Raw genomic sequence first — 21,038 nt, 5'->3', positions numbered from 1 at the left:
TGGGAACAGTGTGGCCCTGGTCACCGGGTGGTTTGGGACTGTCCGACTTCCGCAAATGCTGCTGCCAGAACGTGGAGATGTTGGCGCGCGATGCGTTCGACGAGGTCGGGAGTCGCCTTCCCGGTGACATCCCGCAGCCCTGACCTGGCCGCCCGGACGCAGCGGGAGACCGTCGTCTCCGGATGGACGTCGGCGAATTCGGCCCGGAGCTTATCCATGACGGGAGCGAATTCGTGCAGCGCTGCGGTGGGCGTTTCGGTCATGTCACTCCTTGGTGGGGTAGGGGTGGTTGGTGGCGCTCCGTACCTAATTATCTTCGGTGGGTAACCGTAGCAGGGAGGTGGGAAGGAGGTATGGGGAGGGTGGGGTGTACAGAAGGGGAGGTCGTGGCCGAGAGTTCGGGGCGAGGAGTGGGGCGGGAAGTTTCGGGCGTGGGATGTCTCCTGATCCGGATCGTCCGAGATCCAGGATCGCCTCTATGGGTCACAACTCCGTCTCAACGTGAATTCGGATAACACAAAATAGAGCGATGTCTCTCACGTCTCAAAAACGGCCATCCGAATACACGGTTAACTGATATCCAAAATTAGAAAGCGTCCGTCCACGGAAGCGTGGACGGACGCGGTGCGTGAAACGCGGTCAGACCGAGCCGTACAACCGGTCCCCGGCGTCCCCCAGGCCCGGGATGATGAAGCCGTGCTCGTTCAGCCGCTCGTCAACGGCGGCCGTGACCACGCGCAGCTGCGCCCGGTGCTCCCGGCCGAGGCTTTCGACCAGTTTCCGCTCGACCGCCTTCAGCCCCTCGGGTGCGGCGAGCAGGCAGATCGCGGTGACGTGGTCCGCGCCGCGGTCCACCAGCAGCTTCATCGACGCCGCCAGCGTCCCGCCGGTGGCGAGCATGGGGTCGAGGACGTAGCACTGCCGCCCCGACAGATCCTGGGGAAGGCGGTCGGCGTAGGTGGCCGGCTGGAGGGTCTCCTCGTCGCGGGCCATGCCGAGGAAACCGACCTCCGCGGTGGGCAGCAGACGGGTCATGCCGTCGAGCATGCCCAGCCCGGCCCGGAGGATCGGGATCACCAGGGGGGTGGGCCGCGTGAGCTGCGCCCCGGTGGTCGTGGCGACCGGGGTCTCCACGGTGACCTCGGCGACCCGCACGTCACGTGTCGCCTCGTAGGCGAGCAGGGTGACCAGCTCGTCGGTCAACCGACGGAACGTCGGGGAATCGGTTCTGACGTCCCGCAGCGTCGTGAGCTTGTGCGCGACGAGCGGATGGTCGACGATGAGGGTTTCCATCTGTAAAACACACTCCGGGTGAGCTGGGCGAATGCGGCGGGGCGCCAGCGGCGAGTCTACCGACGGGGCAGGAGCGCTCCCGAGCCTGCGCGGGCTCGTCCGGCGAGGCGACGGCCACAGTCAGGGGTGGACCCGGTCCGCGAGGAGGAGACGGCACCATCCCGACGCCCCTGACGCCCCCGGCGCCCACACCGGGGACCGCTCCCCGGGGCGTGTCACCGGGCGATCCCCTATGGGCGCGGGGCCGGACCGCACGGCGCGCCGGCCTCGCGAGAGGCGAGGGGAAGCCCGGTTGCGGCCACTCTGATGGTGGGTTTCATCTATGCCCGAAACTGCCTTTTTCGGCGTTCCAGGACACAGAGGTGAAACGGGACACCCTTACTCACCAGGGGCTCCGTCCCGGAGACTCCGTGTGACGCCGACGCTCCCGTCCGGTTGACGCACGCGAACTTTATGGTCGCGTTCTGTCGAGGACGGGGCGTCCGTTCTAATAGGACGTGTGAGCGCGGACTTCTATCACGGAGACGGCCCCCTATGGGGAGACCGAGTCACGGGCGAGAGCGGCCGTTACGATGACGCTGCCTCGGACGATCTGCGATCCTGGCCGGACCAGGGACATCCGGGTGGGGTGACGATGACGGAACTCGAACACGATGACGACGGCTCCAACGACTTCGCGGCCGTCGCCTATCGAGAAGAGGAGTACTGGGACGTCGACGTGCTCCCCGTCGCGTTGACGCACGACCTCAAGGGGCTGCTGCACGCGCTGCGCCAGCAACCCAGCATCAGCGGGGCCATCGGGCTGGTCGCGGTCGGAGACGACTTCTTCATCATCGCCCGGGTGTACGGGCGCGACGACGTCAGTCTGTTCCTCTCCGACGTCACCGCCTCCGTCGACTGGCAGATCGCGCGCTCGGTGCTGGAGTACCTCGACATCGACGTCCCCGAGGACGAGGACCTCGACCAGGTGCTGCCCGCCGGCGACCTGTCGATCCTCGCCGACCTCGGCCTGGACGAGATGGAGCTGGGCGCGCTCGCCGGCGACCTCGACCTGTACCCCGACGAGGTGCTGGCCAGCATCTCCGAGCGGCTGGGGTTCCAGCAGGCGTTTCAGCGTGCTTTGGACGCGATGGGGTAGGCCGACGGCGGAACGGAAATGATCGGGGTGCCACCCCCGAACCGGAAGAGAGGACAGGAGCCCACGGTGTCGATCTTCTCAGCGGTCTTCTCCCGCTCCGCCGACGGATGGACGGGGACCGAGGTCGACCTGACCGACGTCGAGGGCATCGACGACGTCGCCGACCTGATGCGCGACATCGCGGCCGCACACGATCCCGGCGCGGCCGAGGACACCATGCTCCTGTTGGCCGAGGCCGACGACGAGTGGTTCGGGATCGTGCGCGTCGACGACCGCGCCGATCCGCGCGTCTTCCTCTCCGACGCCCGCATGGTCCACGGCTATCCGATCGCCGCGCTCCTGCTGGAGGACACGGTGGCGGTGGCCGCCGGTGACGAGGAGGAGGAACGCGGCGGGCAGCGCCCCTATCCGGACCCCGGCGGCGACGCCGGTCTGCTCGTCGACCTGGGCACTCCCGAAGAGACGCTTTTGGCGCTGACCTTGCGTGAGGGGGTGCTGCCCGCCGACGCGCTGGCCACGATCGCCGACCACGCGGGCTTCGCCGACGCCCTCGACGCCCTGCGGGCATGATCCCGCCCACCGGCCCCTCCGGCTACGACGCGGCGCTGGGACTCGCCCTGGAGGAGGCGGCGCGCACCTCTGACAGCGGGGATGTCCCGGTGGGGGCGGTGGTCCTCGACCCTCAGGGCGGTGTCATCGGGACCGGACGCAACGAGCGCGAGGCCAGCGGCGACCCCACCGCGCACGCCGAGGTGCTGGCGCTTCGCGCGGCGGCCCGGCACGTGGGGGAGTGGCGTCTCACAGGCTGCACGCTCGCCGTCACCCTCGAACCGTGCACGATGTGCGCGGGCGCGATCGTGCTCGCCCGGGTGGAGCGGCTGGTCTACGGGGCGCGTGACGCCAAGGCGGGCGCCGTCGGTTCGCTGTGGGACGTCGTACGCGACCGCAGGCTCAACCACCGGCCCGAGGTCGTCCCCCCCGACCTGGTCGATCCCGATGTCGCGGGGCGGTGCGCGGCGCTCCTCACCGACTTCTTCGGCCGTCGCCGCGGCAGAGCCGTCTGACGACGGGCCCGCGATGCCCCGGTCGCGGCCCGTTGGGAGAGCGGGCCCGCGGGGGAGGGACCGAAGAACGTGTCGGGGAGCGCTCGACCGTTCCGTCTGTCGGGCCGCCGGGCTCGGCCCCGGTCCCCGGGCGCGGGAACGACGACAGCGGAAGGACCCGGCGGCGGTACCCGCCGGCGGGGCCGCGTCCCTTCTCGCCGGACGCCCCCACGAACGGTCCGCCCGTGGTCCCCGGTAACCGACACCACTCATGAGGAAGGCCGCCAGGGGCGGATGATCCGTACCGAGCATCGGGTGAACTCCGGTAGAGTTGGTCGCGGTGGAGTCGCATAGTGGCCGAGTGCGCGCGCCTCGAAAGCGCGTGAAGGGAGACCTTCCGAGGGTTCAAATCCCTCCTCCACCGCTGAAGGCCGGAGTCTGCGCAGGCGGACGGAGGGCCGAAGAGGTTGAGAGAGCCGGTCGCGTCCGGCCGTTGCACATTCACTGCACACGGTCGGGGGCGGTCGGCTCTTCGCCTTTCCTGGCGGTCGTCTTGGTCCGGAGCGCGCCCAGCGCATCGGCCATCTCGTCGAGTCGATCAGGGATGGATGCCCGTAGGTGTCGAGCGTCATGGTCGCCGTGGCGCGGCCCCGCGCCCTCGTCCGGCCGGATACCGGCGGGCAAGATCGCGCGCCGAGACGCGGAGCCGAAGGCGGGGGCTCACCCCTGAACGGGCCACGGTCCACCGGGACACCTGCCACGACCGGCCGGACCGGGGACCCGCCCGGCAGGACGGTGAGCCGCGGGCCCGGGGGCGTCGGACAGGACGGGGAACGGCAGGCGCCGCTCACCGCCACGACGCCGGCGGTCGACGCGGCCAACGGCTCCACGGCGAACGCGGGACACGGGGAGAAACGCCCGAGGCCGTCGCCACCGTGCCGCGCGGTCCCGGTCCCGACCGTCTGGTCCGATCGGCGGAGCACCGCGGGAGACACCACCCTCCCGGCCGGTGGCCGGGAGCGCACGGCGACGCCGGTGACCGTCCCGGAACTCGACGGGACGCAGGCGGAGACGCCTGTCCACGACGACGTGCCCACCGACGGGCTCGCCACGGTCCGCAGGGGGATCTTCGGCCTCGGCAGCCAGGAGGACGGTCGGTCCACCAGGCGGTACACGGACACCGTGACGGCGCGCCACGCCTGATCGGACGGCCGTCTCCCGTACCGGGGCCGGACCGGGCCATCGCCCGCGCCCGACCCCTCGATGTCTCCGGCCAGACACCCCTCCCCGAACCGCGCCGTCCTCATAGGAAGCCACGGTAAAGATCTCCGTACTCGCGCGAGGGCGACCGGTCGACGGGCCGTGGGTAGCGCCGCTGAGAACGACGGTCCGCCACGCCGACGAGGCCGGGCGGGCACGGTCGTCACTCTCGACGGAACGTACTGAGGAGACAGCGGCATGGCCTACGTCACGACCCGCGACGGCAACGAGATCTTCTACAAGGACTGGGGGTCCGGCCGTCCGGTGGTGTTCATCCACGGCTGGCCGCTCAACGCCGACGCCTGGGAGGACCAGATGAAGTGCGTGGCCGACAACGGCTACCGCGGCATCGCCCACGACCGGCGCGGGCACGGCCGGTCCAGTCAGCCCTGGGGCGGCTACGACTTCGACACCTTCGCCGACGACCTCGCCGATCTGATCGGCCACCTCGACCTGCGCGACGTCACCCTCGTGGCCCACTCGATGGGCGGTGGTGAACTGGCCCGCTACATCGGGCGGCACGGGACCTCCCGGATCCGGTCGGCGGTCCTGCTGGCGGCGATCCCGCCGGTCATGATCAAGTCGGACACCAACCCCGAGGGCACACCCGAGGAGGTGTTCGAGGACATCAAGGCCGGCATCCTCAAGGAGCGGTCACAGTTCTGGAAGGACGCCTCCGAGACCTTCTTCGGCGCCAACCGTCCCGGGAACAAGGTCACCCAGGGCAACCGGGACTCCTTCTGGCTCATGGCGATGCAGGAGAGCATCCAGGCCGGCGTGAAGTGCGTGGACGCATTCGGCTTCACCGACTTCACCGATGACCTCAAGAGGTTCGACGTCCCCACCCTGGTGATCCACGGTGACGACGACCAGGTCGTGCCCATCGCGGCGGCCGGGGCGAAGTCCTCGAAGATCATCCCCGACTGCACCTACAAGGTCTACGAGGGCGGGTCCCACGGTCTGGCCAACGTCCCCGGGGACAAGGAGAAGTTCAACCGGGACCTGCTGGAGTTCCTCGGCAGGTGACCCTGCGGTCCGGGGGCCGGTCTCGGCCCCGGACCCGGACCTCAGCGGTCGGTCAACACCTTCACCGCCCGCTCCACATCGGTTTCGTCGTTGTAGAGGTGGAACGAGAAGCGGACCCGCCCCGCGCGGGCCGCGGCGTGGACCCCCGCATCGGCCAGGCGGTCGACGGCTCCCGGATCGGCCTCGACGGAGACGATCGCCGATCCGGCCGGCTCCAGCCCCAGGCTCGCCCGGAAACGGTCGGCCAGCGCGCGGTTGTGCGCGCCCACGGCCGCCTCCCCCAGTTCCGCGAGCAGTTCCAGCGCCGGAACGTGGCCGGCCCACGACGCCCACGCCGGGGACAGGTCGAGGCGACGGGCATCCGTCGCGAGCCGCAGTGGCAGCCCGTAGATGGACTCCCACACCTGGGCTCCCGCGAACCAGCCCGCGGCGAAGGGGACGAGCGAGGCCAGCGCCTCCTCCGTTCCGGCGAGGAAGGCCGTCCCACGCGGACCGAGCAACCACTTGTAACCGGAGCAGACCAGCAGGTCGACCCGTTCGGCGGGCAGCGGCAGCCATCCGGCCGACTGGGTGACGTCCAGCAGCAGCCGGGCCCCGTTCCCCGACGTGGCGGTGATCAGGTCCTCGACCGGGGCGATACGTCCGTCAGCGGACTGCACCGCGGACACGGCCACCAGAGAGGTGGCGGGCGTCACCTCCTCGACGATCCGTTCCAGCGGGACCGAACGCACCCGCACCCCGCGCCGCTCGGCCACGAGGAACGGGAACAGCAACGACGTGAAGTCGCCGTCGGCGACGACGACCTCGGCGCCGGAGGGCAGCGACGCCGCGACCAGACCGACGAAGTGGGACGCCTGGGGGCCGATGGCGACGCGCTGGTCGGGAACGCCGATGAGCCGGGCGAAGGCCCGCCTGCCCCGGGCCACGATCGTGTCGAAGGCGGCCGGGTCGAGCCGGCCCGCCGCGCGGTCGCGTTCCAGGGCGACCACCGCCTCCGTCGCCTCGGCGGGAGGAAGACCGTAGGTGGCGGTGTTGAGGAAGACGCCCTCGGGGGCGAAGCGGTCGCGAGCGGACCGCAGGGGCGTGGACGCCGGAGAGCTGGGGTGCATGCTCAGATGTTCGCAGGCCGCCCCTTTGTCGACAAGACGCTCTGTCGTCTCCTGGCGGCGGCCCGTCCTCGCGGGAAGCCGGGGCGGGGAGGAGACCGCGTACCGGGCGGGTGAGGGGACCACGACGGGGCGCCGCCAACGCGTGGCGGCGCCCCAACGGGCCGGAGCCGCCACGCCGCCGGGGCACACCGCCGGCCTCGGCGGATGCGGTGCGGGCGCGCGGGGCGGTCACCAGGACCGCGAGACGCGCCGGGTGGTGGGTGCCGCAGCCCCGCCCACCGCCCGGCCGCTGTTCTAGCCCGCGGTGCGGGGGATGCGCCGCTCCCAAGTGCGGTGGAAGACCGTCTCGTCGCCGTCGAGGCAGGTGACCTCGCTGGAGGCGACGAACTCCGTCGCCGTGGCGGTGATCTCCGAACGGGTCCGCACCCGCGCGTCCCAGCCGATGTCGGGCCGGTGCAGCCGGATCGACCAGTCCGACCGGGTGCGGGCGGACAGGGGGTCGTCGGAGCGGATGACGTAGGTCTCCAGCGCGTCCTCGGTGAACTCCAGCCCATCGGGGTAGATCCGGGTACCGCCGTAACGCGGATCGACCTCCAGCCGCCACTCCCCGCTGCGGACGTCCCGCACCACGCGGCGTTCGGGACGCTGCTCCGCGGCCTCGGGCGTGACCACGCCGAGCGGTTCGGCCTGCTCCGGCTCCTCGAACCGGATCGGGGCGGCCCCGGCGTCGGCCGCGGGGTCGCGCACCGGCAGGTCCAGGGCGCTCGCGCGCGGATCGACGGCGAAGCCGGCGGCGTCGGGGTGGGGCCAGATCCACGGCCAGTAGGCCGACGAGAGGGCGAGCCGGACGCGGTGCCCGGGCGGGAAGGCGTGCCCGATGCCGTTGAGGTCGAAGGAGACGTCCTCGGTCGCCCCGGGCTCCCACTCGACGGCCCGGTCCCTGCCGTGGCGGGCGAGCAGGTTGAGGACGCCCCGGGTGACCAGCGTGGACGATCCGTCGGGGGCGACGTCGAGGAGGCGGGCGATCACCTGGCCCCGGGGGGCGTCGCAGCGGATGCGCAGCCGGACGCGGGGCCGGCCCAGGATCTCCACCCGCTCCTCCAACGGCGCGGAGTCGAAGCACACCGAGCGGCCGTCCTCCTCGCGTTGGTCGGGGGGAAGGTCGGCGTCGTTGCCGAACGGGAAGAACCGTCCGGCGTCGATCCCGGTGTGCTGCGGCGAGACGACCGGGATCGTGCCGTCGGCGGTGACGGGCGCGCCCGGTGCCAGCTCGCGGCCGAGTCCAAAGGGCGTCATCGTGACCGCGGGCGACGGCCACGTGTCGTCGCCGACCCAGCGTCCGGGAAGGACCGGGTAGGTGGTGGCCGGAGGGTGCGACTCGCTGATCCAGGAGCGCAGCAGCGGTTCGGACATGACGTCGGGCCGCTCGGCCGCGTCCGCCCCCCGCTCGGCCGGCTCCTTCAACCAGCGGTCCCACCAGCGCAGCGTCTCCTGGAGGAAACCGATCGCGGGACCGGGCGGCAGCCCACGGTCGGGGTACTGGTGGGACCACGGGCCGATGAGCCCGCGCACCGGCGCGTCGAGGTGCTCGACGAGCCGCAGCACCGTGTCGCGGTAGGGGTCGTGCCATCCGCCGACCGCGAGCACCGCCGCGGTGATGGCGGAGTAGTCCTCGCAGACGCTGCCGCGCCGCCAGTAGTCGTCACGGGACTGGTGGGCCAGCCAGGTGTGGCTGAACGGCTCGACCGCTTCGAGACGGTCCAGCCACATCTGCCGCCAGCGCGCGCCCACCCGGGTCGGGTCCGGCGGCCGGGAGACGAAGGCGAGCATGGTCGCCGCCCAGGCGTGCATGTCCACGGCGAGCACCGAGCCGCCCATGTAGTGGACGTCGTTGTCGTAGCGGTCGTCGGCGGAGCAGACGGTGACGATCGCCTTCAGCGGTTCGGGCGCCCGCGCGGCGATCTGGAGGCTGTTGAAGCCGCCCCAGGAGATCCCGAACATGCCGACGCGGCCGTTGCACCAGGGTTGGGCGGCCAGCCATTCGACGACGGCGACACCGTCGTCGATCTCGGTGTCGGAGTACTCGTCGCCGGGCAGGCCCTCGGAGTCGCCGTGGCCGCGCACGTCCACGCGGACGGAGGCGTAGCCGTGGCCCGCGTACCAGGGGTGGCGTTGGGCGTCGCGGGGTGCGGTCCAGTCGCCGAGCCGGTAGGGCAGGTACTCCAGCAGCGCCGGGACGGGCGTGTCGGTGACGGGACGCCAGATCCGCGCGTACAGCCGGGTGCCGTCCGGCAGCGGGATCCAGACGTCCGAGCGGGTGGTCTCGTACGGGAAGTCGGTGCGAAGGCGCATGTCAGGGACGTTCCGATCGGTCTTCAGTGGACGGGGTGCATCGTGCGGCGCAGCCAGGGGCCGGCGGCGATCATGGCGATCCCGGCGACGACGGCGACGGCGCCGGTGACACCGAAGTAGACGGGGTCGGGGACCTCGCCGTAGAAGCGGACGACCTGGGCCTGGATGCCGTTGGCCAGGGCCAGGGAGAGGAACCACAGGGCCATGGTCTGTCCGGCGAAGGCGGCGGGGGCGAGCTTGGTCGTGGCCGACATGCCCGTGGTCTGGAGGATGACGTCACCGATGCCGAGCAGGGCGAAGGAGGCGATGAGCCACCAGGCGGCCATCTCCCACTCCCCGGTCCGCCCGGCCGTCGCCGGGACCAGCACGAGGAAGGACAGGCCGCCCAGGATCACACCCGTGGCGATCTTGGCCGAGGCGTGCGGCTGGCGGCGCCCCAACGCGACCCACAGCGCGGCGATGAGCGGCCCTCCCACGACCTCCACGACGCCCAGGACGGAGCCGTACCAGGTCGAGGGGAAGTCCCAGCCGAACACGTCGGTGCGCGCGTGGTCGGAGGCGAGCAGGGTCAGCACCGAGTAGGCCTGGAACAGGATCATGTTGAAGACCACGGAGGCGGCGAACAGCACCACGTAGGGGCGCAGCCGCGCCCGTTCCGGGCGGGTCACCCGCGGGCTGCGGAACATGACCGCGAAGTAGACGACGGGGGCGACCACCGAGGCGAGGGAGACCAGGTCGACGACGCGGTCCAGGGTGAGCGCGCCGAGGGCCCCGGCGACGGCCGCGGCGACGGCCACCGCGCCCGCGCAGCCGCCGATCGTCCACAGGGCGCGGCGCAGGGCGTGGGCCGGCAGGGGGTACTCGGCGCCCTCGCGGCGGCCGGCGAGGTGGCGCCGCCCCAGGACGTACTGGACGAGGCCGAGGGTCATGCCGATCGCGGCGGCGGAGAAGCCCCAGTGGTAGCCGATCTTTTGACCGAGGAATCCGGTGACGAGCGGGCCGAGGAAGGCGCCGATGTTGATGCCCGTGTAGTAGATGGCGAAGCCGGCGTCGCGCCGTTCGTCGTCGGTGGCGTAGAGCTTGCCCACCATGGTGGAGACGTTCGGCTTGAGCAGGCCGGTGCCGGCGATGATCAGGGCGAGTCCGGCCCACGTCGCCGCGCCGGTGGGGACGGCCATCGTGTAGTGGCCGGCGGCGATGAGGATTCCGCCCCACAGGACGGAGCGGTAGGAGCCGAGGACGCGGTCGGCGAGCCAGCCGCCGGCGACCGAGACGAGGTAGACCAGGGTGCCGTAGGCGGCGGTGAGGGAGGCGGCGGTGGAGGGGGCGAGTCCGAGGCCGCCGTTGAGCACGGTGTCGGCGAAGTAGAGCACCAGGATGGCCTGCATGCCCAGGTAGGAGAAGCGTTCCCACAGTTCCAGGCCGAACAGGGACCTCAGGCCGCGCGGATGGCCGAGGAAGGAGGCGTCGGTGGGGGGTCGGGGTTCTGTTCGGCCGGTGGGTTCGTCCTCGATCGGTGGGGCGGATTCTGCCACGGGGGTTCTCCGGAGACGGTCGGGATTTTTTCCGAAGCGGCACTCATGCCCCGAACGAAACCGGCAAAACAACATGAAAGTATGAAAAAAGCCACGTAAAGCCCAATCGCCTACAGGGGTGGAGAATCCGCCCGCGGCGGGATCGCGCCGGAACCGGGAGACCGCCACAACGGGACGGGGCTACTCCTCGGCGAGAGCGAGAAGCCGCTCCGTGGTACTCCAGTTGCGAATCGTCATCGGCACCCCCAGCCGGCGTTGCACGAGCCCCGGCAGCCGGGCCCGCCCCAGGCCGGCAGGAAGGCGGAGGTAGAGCTCACGCTCGCCCACGGCCATCTCCTCGGGGGCGAAGGAGCCCGGGGCGAGGCCGGCCAGGGCCGCTTTGTCGACGGGACCACGGAGGAAGGCCACCGCGCACGTGGCCGCGGTGGCGTCCGGGAAGGGCAGGCCCGCCACGATCCCGCGCAGGTCCTCGACGGTGCGCACCATGACGTCCACGGCCAGGCCGAGCTCGGTGGCGATGCGCGCCTCGACGGCCGCGCCGACCGCCTCCCGGTCCCCCTCGGCCGCGTCGAACACGACATTGCCGCTTTGGAGCAGCGTCGAGACCCGGGTGTAGCCGAGTCGGCCGACCAGCTCCCGCAACGCGGCCATCCGCACCGTGCGGTGACCACCGACGTTGATCCCGCGCAGCACCACCGCGTACCTGGTCATGCTCCTCCTCGCGGTTGTCGCGATCGTCGGGACGCGCCGTCAGCGCGCCGGCCCCGAGGGCGCGGGGAAGTAGTGGTCGATCAGCGCGTTGCGGAACCTTCCCACCGGATCCAGCCGGTCCACCAGCCGACGGAAGTCGTCCCAGTACTCATAGGAGGCCCGCAGCCCCTCCGGGGGGAGCGCGGAGAGCTTGCCCCAGTGGGGGCGCGGATCGAACGGGGCGAGCGCCTCCTCGACCCGGGCGATGACGGAGGCCACCGCGCGAGGCTCGGGGACCCAGGTGAAATGGAAGGCGACGCTGTCCCGCCCGTGGGACGGGCTCAGCCAGCAGTCGTCGGCGGCGACGACGCGGATCTCGGCCGTCTGGATCATGGGGGAGATCTCCGCGCCGGCCTCGCGCAGCGCCTCTACCGCCGGCGCCGCCGCCGCGAGCGGGACGAAGTACTCCGACTGCAACTCGGCGCCCGCGCTGGGCATCGAGCCGGCGCGGAAGTGGGGGAGACGCTCGTCCCACGGCCCGGCCGTCCCCAACTGCTCCGTGGCGTTGCCGGCGGGCATTCCCGCGATGGGGTGCCGGGGGGCGTCGGCGGCCCGCGCTCCCGTCCAGCCCAGATCGTCCCGGGGCGCGCCGACGCGGTGTTTGACCCACAGGCGGACGGGGGCGGACCAGTCGGTGAACGCGCTGACGGCGTGGGCGGCCGTGAAGACGTCGGTGAACCGGTCGGTCAGCACGTCCCAACCGACCTCCTCATACACCCGCTGCTCGACCTCGAAGCCGGAACAGGGCCGCAGGGACAGCGCGGTGACCACCCCCAGGGCGCCCAGCGACGTCACCGCCCCGCCGAAGTCGGCGTCCCCGTGGGTCAGCACGACGGTGGAACCGTCCCAGGTCAGCAGCTCGACGGAGGTCACGAAGGAGGCCAGGGTGCCGGTCGCGTGCGCCGACCCGTGCGTCCCGGTGGCGCAGGCCCCGGCGACGGTGAAGTGCGGCGAGGAGGGGAGGTCGGGCAGGGCCAGACCGTGGCGCCGCAGGAACGCGCACAGCTCGTCCAACCGCGTCCCACCGTCGACGCGGACCGTTCCGCGGGCGGGATCGAGGTCGGCGACCCGGGGCAGCGACCGCAGCGAGACCAGGACGCCGGTGGTGTCGGCGATGCGGTTGAAGGAGTGCCCGGTGCCCAGCACGCGCACCCGGTCGTGGCCGGTGACGATCTCGCGCAGCCGGTCGAGGGAGTCGGGCTCCTCCAGCCGCCGCGCTGTGAACTCGATGTTGCCCGCCCAGTTCCTCGGTCTCGCGACCATGTGCCCAGTCCCTCCGATGCCGCCCGCTGGGAGCCTACGGTGCCGGGGCGGGGCCGGTCCACAGGCGGCCCGTAGGGACCGGCGGGGCAGGGTCAGCGGGGGGACAGCGCGTCGGCGCGGGGCCGCGCGTCGGCCGGGGACCCCTCCGCGGCGTCGGCCGGCGCGCCGTGGGAGACCCGCGGCAACCAGGCCAGCCAGCGTGGCAGGTACCAGACCCGCTCGCCGAACAGCGCCATCGCCGCGGGCAGCAGCCCGACCCTGATGACCGTGGCGTCCAAGACGACCGCGGCGGCCAGGCCCACCCCCATCTGCTTGAACTGCTGTACCGACAGCGACCCGAAGATCGCGAAGACGGCGACCATGATGACCGCGGCGGCGGTGACGGCGCCCGCCGTCGCCGAGATGCCCTCCCGCACGGCCTCGACGGTGCCGCATCCGCGCAGGCGCGCCTCGTGGATGCGGGCCACGACGAAGACGTGGTAGTCCATCGACAACGCGAACAGGACCACGAAGACGAACAGGGGCAGCCAGGACTCGATCGCCCCGACCGGTTCGGCCCCGATCAGCGAGGCGCCCCAGCCGTACTGGAAGACCGCGACCATGACGCCGTAGGCGGCGCCGATGGACAGCAGGTTGAGCGCCACCGAGATGACCGCGATCGGCAGCGACCGGAACGAGGCGAGCATCAACAGGAAGGCCGTGCCCAGGACGAACAGGAACACCGGCGGGACCGCCTCGCGCAGCTCGGCGTTGAAGTCCATCGAGGCCGCCGTGGGGCCGCCGACCACGGCGCGCTCGACGCCGGCCGCCGCCCCCAGCGTGTCGGGGACGGTCGTCGAACGCAGGGTCGAGATCGCCTCCTCGGCGCGTTCCACGCTCCCGGAACCGGGGACGGGAACGTCGATGACGACGACCCCCTCGGCCGGGTGCTCGGTGACCTGGGGCGGCCCCGAGGCCAGCCCGTCCTGCGCGGCGGCGACGAAATCGGTCACGGCCGCGCGCACCGGGGGCGAGGTGACGTCGTCCGCGGTGACGACGACCCTGGCCGCGGACCCCTGCCCGGGGAAGGCGTCCTCGATGAGGCGGTAGGAGACCGCCAACGCGGAGTCGGCCGGGACCTGCTCGTCCATGGGGAGCTGCTCGGTGCGCATGTCGCCCACCGGGGCGACCAGGACCAGCAGGAACGCCGTCGTGACGAGCGCGGACACGCCCGGGCGGGACAGCGCCAGGTCGAGCAGCCGGGCGAGGACGGTCGAGGCCCGTCCGAAGCGGCGCGCGCGCCGGCGCAGCGGAACGCGGCCCCACTCGACCCGCTCGCCGAGGAGGGACAGCAGGGCGGGCAGCACCGTCACCGACCCCAGCATGGACACGAGCACGACGATGATCACGCTCATCGCGTACCCCTCCAGCTTGACCAGGCCGGACAGGAACATGCCCGACGCCGCGACGGCCACGGTCACCCCCGACACGAGGACGGAGTGGCCCGACGTCGCCGCGGCCACGCGCAGCGCCGTCCGCCCGTCGCGTCCCGCCGCCCGCTCCCGCCGCTCGCGGTGCAGGTAGAACAGGCAGTAGTCCACCCCCACGGCCAGCCCCATCGCCAGCATGACCTGCGCGGCACCGCTGTCCACGGGGAGCAGGTGGCTGAACACGGCCAGCAGGCCGACCGCCGCGAGGAAGGCGGTGAAGGCGAGCGCGACGGGCAGCAGCGCCGCCGCGAACGCGCCGAAGGCGACCAGCAGGATGCCCAGGGCGAGGGGGACCGCGGTCCACTCGGCCCGGGTGAAGTCGCCGGCCATGAAGTCGTCGGCCATCTTCGTGGCGCTGGCCGCGCCGAGCTGCCCGATCTCCAGGCCGGGATGGTCGGCGGCGACCTCGTCGACGGCCCGGATCACGGGTCCGACCCGTTCGTGCGCGGTGTCGGGGTCGCCCGTGAGGGTGGCCACGACGAGGACCGAGTGTCCGTCGGCGGAGACGGCCCCGCTGTCCCGGGGGTCCACGACGTCGCGCACCGCCTCCTCGGCGGCCAGGGCGTCCACCAGGTCGTCGACCGCGCGGGAGAAGGCCGGGTCGGCCGCTGTGAGCTGGTCGTCGTGGACGATCACCGTCTCGCCGGCGGGCTCCTCGATGCCGGCGTCGGCCAGGATCTGCGCGGCGGCCCCGGAGTCGCCCGTGCCGAGGTCGGTGTCCGTCAGTTCCTGCTGCGGCAGCCATGAGCCGACCAGCACGGCGGCGACGACGAACGCCGTCCAGCCGAGGACCGCTGTCCAGCGGTGCCGGGCACTCCACATGCCCAGCGCGGCGGCGCGATTTTCGGGGCGTCGCATTCCTGCTCCTTGGATGGACCGTTGGCCGGAGGTGGCCGATGGCATCGAGAGCCTAGAAAGCGCCGGTCAGAACCGGAATGGGGGTGGAACCCGGACCGGGGGTGTACCTGGATACACCCCCGTTTCGGGAGGAAAGCCGCTGACGCGGCGGCGACCGCCCTTCGATACTTGTAGCGATCCAACCGTTCACCGTCGGTACACGGCGGTGACAGGACCGTTCGCAGGAGAGGGGAGACGATGACCGGGGAGAACCGCACCGGCGCGCGCACGGCGCGACGGACCGCGCCGGCACCGGGTTCGGGGCTGCGCGCGGCCGGCCGGGGGCTCCTGCTCTTCTCCTCCTTCCTGTTGGGGGTCGTGCTCCTGGTGTTCCTGCTGTGCTCGATCGCGTTGATCCCCGTGGGGATCGGCCTGTTCACCACCCCCTGGGCGATCGCCGCGATCCGCTCCCACACCGGCCTACGGCGCGACCTGGCCGAACGCTGGTCGGGGCTGCGCATACCAGCCCCCTACCAGGCCGAACCGGGTTTCGGCTCCGGCGCGGCCGGCCGGATCCGCCAGGTCGCCTGGACGCTCGGGGACCGGGCCACCTGGCGCGACGCGCTGTGGCTGCTGACCGCGCCGGTGGTCGGCGGTGTGGTGACGCTGCTGCCCGCGGCGCTGCTCCTGGCGCCGGTGTGGGGGGTCGTCTACCAGTTCGTCTGGCCGTCGCTCGCCATGGCCGGGGGAGGGACCTGGTTCCTCTTCGTTCCGGTGGGCAACCAGGTCCACGCCCTCGTCGCGCTGCCCCTGACGCTGTGGACGATCCCCGTCCTGGCCCGATACGGGAGCGCGCTCGTCGACGCCGACGCCCGTTTCGCGGCCCTGCTCCTGGGCCCCGACCAGCGTGCCCGCCTCGGCCACCGGGTGGACCTGCTCCAGCGCACCCGCGAGGACGCGGTGGACACCTCCGCCGCCGAACTGCGGCGCATCGAACGCGACCTGCACGACGGCGCCCAGGCCCGCTTCGTCGCCGTGGGGATGACCCTGGACACCGCCGAGCAGCTCCTCGACCACGACGTCCAGGCGGCCCGCGCCATGCTCAAGGAGGCGCGCGCGGCCTCGGGCAAGGCGCTCTCCGAACTACGCGATCTCGTCCGGGGCATCCATCCGCCGATCCTCGCCGACCGCGGGCTGGGCGACGCCGTGCGCACGATCGCCCTGGAGAGCCCCCTGCGGGTCGAGGTGGACGTCGACCTGCCGGACGCCCGCCCTCCGGCGCCCGTCGAGGCCGCCGTGTACTTCGGGATCTGCGAGGCCCTGGCCAACGCCGCCAAGCACAGTGAGGCGCGCGGCGTCTGGATCGACGTCGGCCACGCCGACGGGGTGCTGCGGGCGGTCGTCACCGACGACGGGCGTGGCGGGGCCGACCCCGGCCGGGGCGGTGGCATCGAGGGCATCACCCGCCGGCTGGCCACGTTCGACGGGATACTCGCCCTGATCAGTCCCGAGGGCGGCCCCACGGTCGTCACGATGGAGGTCCCGTGCGCGTTGTCCTAGCCGAAGACCTCTTCCTCCTGCGCGACGGCCTGGTCCGGATGCTGGAGGCGTTCGGCTTCACGATCGTCGCCGCGGTGGAGGACGGGGCGGAGCTGGAACGCGCGCTGCTCGAACACCGGCCGGACGTGGCCATCGTCGACGTCCGCCTGCCGCCGACCTTCACCGACGAGGGGATCCGGGCGGCGCTTCGGGTACGCGAGCGCGTCCCCCGGCTGCCGATCCTGGTCCTGTCGCAATACGTCGAGCAGATCTACGCCTCGGAACTGCTGGCCGACGGCAGCGGCGCGATCGGCTACCTGCTCAAGGAGCGGGTGACCGACTCCGCCCAGTTCGTCGAGGCGGTGCGGCGGATCGCCGAGGGCGGCACGGTCATGGACCCCGAGGTGATCGCCAAGCTCCTGCGCCGCCATCGGACCGACGACCCGATCGCGGAGCTGACCCCGCGCGAACGCGAGGTGCTGTCCCTCATGGCCGAGGGGCGGTCCAACAGCGCGATCTCCAAACACCTGGTCATCACGGAACGGGCGGTGGCCAAGCACACCGCGAACATCTTCATGAAACTGGACCTGCCGGTCTCCGACGACGACAACCGGCGGGTCCGCGCCGTCCTGGCCTACCTCGACCGCGACCGCGGCGCCGATACCCCCCTGCCCCGCCCCGTGGCCCGAGGGGAACCCGCTCGCCGGACCGGAGGGAGGCGGCCGTGAGCGGACGGGGGCGGCGCCCGAGAACGGCGCCGCCCCCCTCGCCCTCAGCGGGCGGCGGCGCGGTGGTGGGCGCGGGTGCCGATCGGGACGGCCACCACCAGCACCAGCGCGACGGCCGCGAACAGCACGGGCAGGGGGTGCTCCACCGGCAGCGGGGGATCGGCCGCCACCACGCCCCCGGGCCCGCCGAGCAGGTCGCGCACCGCCGTGACCAGCGCGGTGACCGGGTTCCAGGCGGCGACCTGGGCCACTCCGGAGGGCAGCGCCTCCACGGGGATGAAGGACGTGGACAGGAACGAGAACACCACCAGGACCAGTCCCGACACGGAGTTGACGGTGTCGGGCGTGCGCAGCGCCAGGCCCAGCAGGACGCCGACCCACAGCATCGCGTACCCGAAGAGCAGCAGCAGGCCGAGCGCGGCGAGAACGTGCGCGGCGGGGGCGTCGATCCGCCAGCCGATGGCGAACCCCACGAGGGCGACCAGGACCAGGTTGACCGCGGTCACCACCAGGTCGGCCAGGGTGTGGCCGACCAGCACCGAGGAGCGCGAGATCGGCAGGGAGCGGAAGCGGTCGGTGATGCCGTTGTCCAGGTCGGCCACCACCCCCAGCGCGGTCGTCCCGATGCCGTACAGGGCGACCTGGGCGAGTACGCCGGGCATGATGAAGGCGGTGTAGTCGGGCACGGCGCCGACCGTCACGACGCCGTCGAACAGGTAGCCCAGCGCCACCGCGATCACCGCGGGGGTCAGGGTCCCGGTGACGATCTTCTCCGGGGTGCGTCCCAGGTGGGTCAGGTGCCGGCCGGCGAGGACGAACCCGTCGTGGACGGCGTGGGCGAGCCGCAGGAGCGGGCCGTCGTCGGGGATCGGGGCGGTACGGCTCATGCCTGCTCCTTCCGCGGGGCCGGGCCGGTGGACTGCGCGGTCGCGCCGGTCAACTGGAAGAAGACCTCGTCCAGCGACGGACGGCGCAGGGTGACCTCGGTGACGGCCACGCCGGCCTCGGCCAGGTCCGCGGTCACCCGGGAGATCATGGGCAGGTTCCCGGAGAGGGTGGCGGTCACCCTCCGGCCGCCCTGCTCAAGGGCCGGCTCCCCGCCCTGGCGGCGCAGGACGGCGGCGGCGGTCTCGGCGTGGCCGGGGTCGGCGAGGCGGATCTCGACCTGTTCCCGGCCCACGCTGTCCTTCAACTGGTCGGGGGTCCCCTCGGCGATGACCCGGCCGCGGTCGATGACCACGATGTGGTCCGAGAGCTGGTCGGCCTCTTCGAGGTACTGCGTGGTGAGCAGGATGGTGGTGCCCGCGGCCACCTGTTCCCGGATGGTCTGCCACAGCAGGACACGGCTGGTGGGGTCGAGTCCGGTGGTCGGCTCGTCCAGGAAGATCACCCGGGGTTCGCCGATGAGGCAGGTCGCCAGGTCGAGCCGGCGGCGCATGCCGCCCGAGTACGTGCCGACGGGACGGTCGGCCGCCTGGGTGAGCTGGAACCGTTCGAGCAGCTCCGCGGCCCGCCGCGCCGCGCCGCGCCGTCCCAGGCGCAGCAGCCGGCCCAGCAGGACGAGGTTCTGGCGCCCGGTCAGCAGCCCGTCGACGGTGGCGTACTGTCCGGTCAGCCCGATGTGGCGGCGGACGCGCCGGGCGTCGGCCACCACGTCCAGGCCGGCCACGCGGGCGGTGCCGGAATCGGGCTCGACCAAGGTGGCGAGCATGCGTACCGTGGTCGTCTTTCCGGCGCCGTTGGGGCCCAGCAGCCCGAGAACGCTGCCGGCCGGAACCCGCAAGCTGACATCGCGTACGGCGGTGTGCTCGCCGAAACGTTTGACCAGATGTTCCGCCTCGACATCATGCTCCATAGGGCGCCTTTTCTCGATGCTCAACCTCGGACGCTTCGGATTCTATGCACACGTCGAAGTCGGCGTTGCCCGGCAAAGCGGACGTGGATATGCGGACGTTTGAAAGCGCGGTTTATCGCACCGACCGGATCTTCGCCCGTGGGATGGCGCGGTGGAAAGCCGGGCGAGCCTTTTCCCGGGTGGTGCCGGTCCCGCACCGCGTCAGGCGCGTGTGCGAGTTCCGGAGTGATGGTTTCCGTGGGTGGGGAGTGTTGTTCGCGTCGGTGTCGAGGGCGGTGTGCCGACGTTCTCGTGGGGCCGTCCATGCGGGATGTGGGAGTCCGGTCCCGCCTGATCGGACGGTGGGTCTCCTCGCCGATTCCGGTGTGCGGAGGGGCCGGTCAAGGTGCCACTGGGAAGTCTGTGATGGTCTAAGTGGAATGTCGCTTAAGTCGTTGAGCGTGTCCCGCCCCTTCTGGCCGTTTCCGGACAGGAGGGATCGGGGTGCTGCCGGCAATAGGAGCGATGCGTCGATATGCGGACCACCGATGGTGGATGAATTCATATCCGGCTCTGTGTTGCTTTGTTGGCTTATGTCTTGTTTGAAGAAACTTAGTAATTTTTTACCAGATGTGTGACGCGAAGACAAATACGGAAGCGTGGCGGTGATCATTCTCCGCGGGGAGAGGCCGAGAAAGCGCATGTAGTGTCTGCCCTGCGCCGATCCGGCGCGGGGTCACCGCTGTGGTCTCTTAGTGCGCGAGGGGGATTGCCATGCCGGAACCAGAATTGATTCCTTCCTTTTCCGTGATAACCGGATCCCAGGTCGAATCCGTTCTCTCGGCCTCCGTGGAAAAGGTCGTCGGCATTGTCGAAGAGGCGTATCTGCTGCACGACGCGGGAGCGTCGAACAACCCCCCGTCGTACTTCCTCAGGTTCGCCGACCGCCCCTCGGCGCGGATCATCGCCCTTCCGGCCTCCATCGGCGGACGGTTCGGCGTCGACGGCCTGAAGTGGATATCCAGCTTCCCCGAGAACGTCGACAAGGGGATCCCGCGGGCCTCCGCCGTGCTCGTCCTCAACGACCCCGCCACCGGCTACCCCCTGGCCTGCCTGGAGAGCTCCATCATCAGCGCCGCGCGGACGGCGGCCTCCGCCGCGCTGGCCGCCGACCACCTGTCACGGCGCCGCGGACGTCCCCGGCGGGTCGGCTTCGTCGGGACCGGGCTGATCGCCCGCTACGTTCACACCTACCTGGCCGCGACCGGGTGGTCCTTCGACGAGGTGGGACTGTTCGACCTGTCCGCCGAGCACGCGCGGGGCTTCCGCGGCTACCTGCGCGGTGCCGGGGAACAGGCCGACGTCACCGTCCACGCCGACGCCGAGGCCCTCATCCGCTCCAGCGACCTCGTCGTCTTCGCCACCGTCGCCGCGACACCCCACGTCCACCGGCCCGAATGGTTCGACCACGCCCCGATCGTCCTCCACCTGTCCCTCCGCGACCTGGGCGAGGAGGTGATCCTGGCCGCCGACAACATCGTCGACGACCTCGACCACTGCCTGAAGGCGCAGACCTCCCCCCACCTGGTCGAGCAACGGACCGGCAACCGCGACTTCATCACCGGCACGCTCGCCGACATCCTGCTCGGCCGGATCGCCCCGGCCCCCGACCGGCCGTTGGTCTTCTCCCCCTTCGGCCTGGGGATCCTCGACCTGGCGGTGGGCCGTCACGTCTACGACCGGGTCACCGCCGAGGGGGAGGCCGTGGTGGTGCCGGACTTCTTCCACGACCTCGACCGGCACGGGAACGCGGGCAACCGGCCGCCCGCCACGTCCACAGCGCAGCCCCGGAGGTAGCCGCC

18 protein-coding genes and 1 tRNA gene are annotated in these 21,038 nt (G+C 71.8%); 9 read left to right on the top strand and 10 right to left on the bottom strand.

The genetic code is table 11. The annotated features are described in order from the left end of the window. Positions 1-20 precede the first annotated feature (20 nt). Positions 21-263 (bottom strand): hypothetical protein, encoded by a 243-nt coding sequence (locus B5D66_RS13160; RefSeq protein WP_078761991.1) that lies wholly within the window; start codon positions 261-263, stop codon positions 21-23. Between the two features lie 376 nt (positions 264-639). Beyond that, the gene (gene upp, locus B5D66_RS13155; protein ID WP_078761990.1) at positions 640-1,293 is read right to left on the bottom strand and encodes a uracil phosphoribosyltransferase; all 654 of its coding nucleotides are present in this window, start codon (positions 1,291-1,293) and stop codon (positions 640-642) included. Positions 1,294-1,927: 634 nt separating this feature from the next. Between upp and B5D66_RS13150 the strand changes: the two genes are divergently transcribed. From B5D66_RS13150 to B5D66_RS13125, 6 genes are all read left to right on the top strand, one after another. After that, positions 1,928-2,431 (top strand): tRNA adenosine deaminase-associated protein, encoded by a 504-nt coding sequence (locus B5D66_RS13150; protein WP_078761989.1) that lies wholly within the window; start codon positions 1,928-1,930, stop codon positions 2,429-2,431. Between the two features lie 66 nt (positions 2,432-2,497). After that, positions 2,498-3,001 (top strand): tRNA adenosine deaminase-associated protein, encoded by a 504-nt coding sequence (locus B5D66_RS13145; protein ID WP_078761988.1) that lies wholly within the window; start codon positions 2,498-2,500, stop codon positions 2,999-3,001. Further along, positions 2,998-3,495, top strand: coding sequence for a nucleoside deaminase (locus tag B5D66_RS13140; RefSeq protein ID WP_078761987.1), 498 nt, complete (start codon positions 2,998-3,000; stop codon positions 3,493-3,495). The genes B5D66_RS13145 and B5D66_RS13140 overlap by 4 nt, the downstream gene beginning before the upstream one ends. Before the next feature lie 318 nt (positions 3,496-3,813). Further along, positions 3,814-3,898 (top strand) — tRNA-Ser (locus B5D66_RS13135). A gap of 611 nt (positions 3,899-4,509) precedes the next feature. After that, positions 4,510-4,677: a hypothetical protein gene (locus B5D66_RS25480; RefSeq protein WP_159457264.1), complete on the top strand. Its 168-nt coding sequence runs from the start codon at positions 4,510-4,512 to the stop codon at positions 4,675-4,677. A gap of 255 nt (positions 4,678-4,932) precedes the next feature. Next, positions 4,933-5,760 carry an alpha/beta fold hydrolase gene (locus tag B5D66_RS13125; RefSeq protein ID WP_078761985.1) on the top strand — a complete coding sequence of 276 codons (828 nt, stop codon included), beginning with the start codon at positions 4,933-4,935 and terminating at the stop codon, positions 5,758-5,760. Positions 5,761-5,801: 41 nt separating this feature from the next. Here B5D66_RS13125 and B5D66_RS13120 read toward each other — a convergent pair whose 3' ends face one another. The 6 genes from B5D66_RS13120 to B5D66_RS13095 all read right to left on the bottom strand — a co-directional run bounded on the left by B5D66_RS13120 (position 5,802) and on the right by B5D66_RS13095 (position 15,096). Then, on the bottom strand, positions 5,802-6,869 hold the full coding sequence (locus tag B5D66_RS13120; RefSeq protein WP_078761984.1) for an aminotransferase class V-fold PLP-dependent enzyme: 1,068 nt from the start codon (positions 6,867-6,869) through the stop codon (positions 5,802-5,804). Positions 6,870-7,163: 294 nt separating this feature from the next. Next, complete coding sequence (locus B5D66_RS13115) at positions 7,164-9,221, bottom strand: CocE/NonD family hydrolase (protein ID WP_078761983.1); 2,058 nt, start codon at positions 9,219-9,221, stop codon at positions 7,164-7,166. A 23-nt stretch (positions 9,222-9,244) separates the two neighbouring features. Further along, on the bottom strand, positions 9,245-10,756 hold the full coding sequence (locus B5D66_RS13110) for a peptide MFS transporter (RefSeq protein WP_235000966.1): 1,512 nt from the start codon (positions 10,754-10,756) through the stop codon (positions 9,245-9,247). Between the two features lie 180 nt (positions 10,757-10,936). After that, positions 10,937-11,467, bottom strand: coding sequence for a DUF1697 domain-containing protein (locus tag B5D66_RS13105; RefSeq protein ID WP_078761981.1), 531 nt, complete (start codon positions 11,465-11,467; stop codon positions 10,937-10,939). A gap of 39 nt (positions 11,468-11,506) precedes the next feature. Then, a complete protein-coding gene (locus B5D66_RS13100) occupies positions 11,507-12,769 on the bottom strand; it encodes an FAD-binding protein (protein WP_078761980.1) in 1,263 nt (420 codons plus the stop codon). Between the two features lie 92 nt (positions 12,770-12,861). Continuing rightward, on the bottom strand, positions 12,862-15,096 hold the full coding sequence (locus B5D66_RS13095; protein WP_078761979.1) for an MMPL family transporter: 2,235 nt from the start codon (positions 15,094-15,096) through the stop codon (positions 12,862-12,864). Between the two features lie 237 nt (positions 15,097-15,333). Between B5D66_RS13095 and B5D66_RS13090 the strand changes: the two genes are divergently transcribed. Together B5D66_RS13090 and B5D66_RS13085 are read left to right on the top strand one after the other, a co-directional pair. Then, entirely contained in the window at positions 15,334-16,635 is a 1,302-nt protein-coding gene (locus tag B5D66_RS13090) for a sensor histidine kinase (RefSeq protein ID WP_078761978.1), read from the top strand. Further along, positions 16,620-17,342, top strand: coding sequence for a response regulator (locus B5D66_RS13085; protein ID WP_078761977.1), 723 nt, complete (start codon positions 16,620-16,622; stop codon positions 17,340-17,342). Before B5D66_RS13090 ends, B5D66_RS13085 begins: the two co-directional genes overlap by 16 nt. 44 nt (positions 17,343-17,386) lie before the next feature. Here the strand turns inward: B5D66_RS13085 and B5D66_RS13080 are convergent, their stop codons facing one another. Continuing rightward, on the bottom strand, positions 17,387-18,229 hold the full coding sequence (locus tag B5D66_RS13080) for an ABC transporter permease (RefSeq protein ID WP_078761976.1): 843 nt from the start codon (positions 18,227-18,229) through the stop codon (positions 17,387-17,389). Beyond that, the gene (locus tag B5D66_RS13075; protein ID WP_078761975.1) at positions 18,226-19,197 is read right to left on the bottom strand and encodes an ATP-binding cassette domain-containing protein; all 972 of its coding nucleotides are present in this window, start codon (positions 19,195-19,197) and stop codon (positions 18,226-18,228) included. Before B5D66_RS13075 ends, B5D66_RS13080 begins: the two co-directional genes overlap by 4 nt. 753 nt (positions 19,198-19,950) lie before the next feature. On the opposite strand from B5D66_RS13075, the gene sbnB reads away from it, so the two are divergent. Continuing rightward, positions 19,951-21,033 (top strand): 2,3-diaminopropionate biosynthesis protein SbnB, encoded by a 1,083-nt coding sequence (sbnB, locus tag B5D66_RS13070; protein WP_078761974.1) that lies wholly within the window; start codon positions 19,951-19,953, stop codon positions 21,031-21,033. The last annotated feature ends 5 nt before the right edge of the window (positions 21,034-21,038 follow it).

The organism is Marinactinospora thermotolerans DSM 45154, from assembly GCF_900167435.1.
GTDB classification, from domain to species: Bacteria; Actinomycetota; Actinomycetes; order Streptosporangiales; family Streptosporangiaceae; genus Marinactinospora; species Marinactinospora thermotolerans.
The sequence above is the reverse complement of the archived record's forward strand: the minus strand, read 5'-3'. Positions and strand labels throughout refer to the sequence as shown.

Bases quoted from the DNA above. Each gene is read 5' to 3' on its own strand.
- B5D66_RS13160 (WP_078761991.1), bottom strand. From the start codon at position 263: ATGACCGAAACGCCCACCGCAGCGCTGCACGAATTCGCTCCCGTCATG.
- upp (WP_078761990.1), bottom strand. From the start codon at position 1,293: ATGGAAACCCTCATCGTCGACCATCCGCTCGTCGCGCACAAGCTCACG.
- B5D66_RS13150 (WP_078761989.1), top strand. From the start codon at position 1,928: ATGACGGAACTCGAACACGATGACGACGGCTCCAACGACTTCGCGGCC.
- B5D66_RS13140 (WP_078761987.1), top strand. From the start codon at position 2,998: ATGATCCCGCCCACCGGCCCCTCCGGCTACGACGCGGCGCTGGGACTC.
- B5D66_RS13125 (WP_078761985.1), top strand. From the start codon at position 4,933: ATGGCCTACGTCACGACCCGCGACGGCAACGAGATCTTCTACAAGGAC.
- B5D66_RS13120 (WP_078761984.1), bottom strand. From the start codon at position 6,869: ATGCACCCCAGCTCTCCGGCGTCCACGCCCCTGCGGTCCGCTCGCGAC.
- B5D66_RS13115 (WP_078761983.1), bottom strand. From the start codon at position 9,221: ATGCGCCTTCGCACCGACTTCCCGTACGAGACCACCCGCTCGGACGTC.
- B5D66_RS13105 (WP_078761981.1), bottom strand. From the start codon at position 11,467: ATGACCAGGTACGCGGTGGTGCTGCGCGGGATCAACGTCGGTGGTCAC.
- B5D66_RS13100 (WP_078761980.1), bottom strand. From the start codon at position 12,769: ATGGTCGCGAGACCGAGGAACTGGGCGGGCAACATCGAGTTCACAGCG.
- B5D66_RS13095 (WP_078761979.1), bottom strand. From the start codon at position 15,096: ATGCGACGCCCCGAAAATCGCGCCGCCGCGCTGGGCATGTGGAGTGCC.
- B5D66_RS13090 (WP_078761978.1), top strand. From the start codon at position 15,334: ATGACCGGGGAGAACCGCACCGGCGCGCGCACGGCGCGACGGACCGCG.
- B5D66_RS13080 (WP_078761976.1), bottom strand. From the start codon at position 18,229: ATGAGCCGTACCGCCCCGATCCCCGACGACGGCCCGCTCCTGCGGCTC.
- B5D66_RS13075 (WP_078761975.1), bottom strand. From the start codon at position 19,197: ATGGAGCATGATGTCGAGGCGGAACATCTGGTCAAACGTTTCGGCGAG.
- sbnB (WP_078761974.1), top strand. From the start codon at position 19,951: ATGCCGGAACCAGAATTGATTCCTTCCTTTTCCGTGATAACCGGATCC.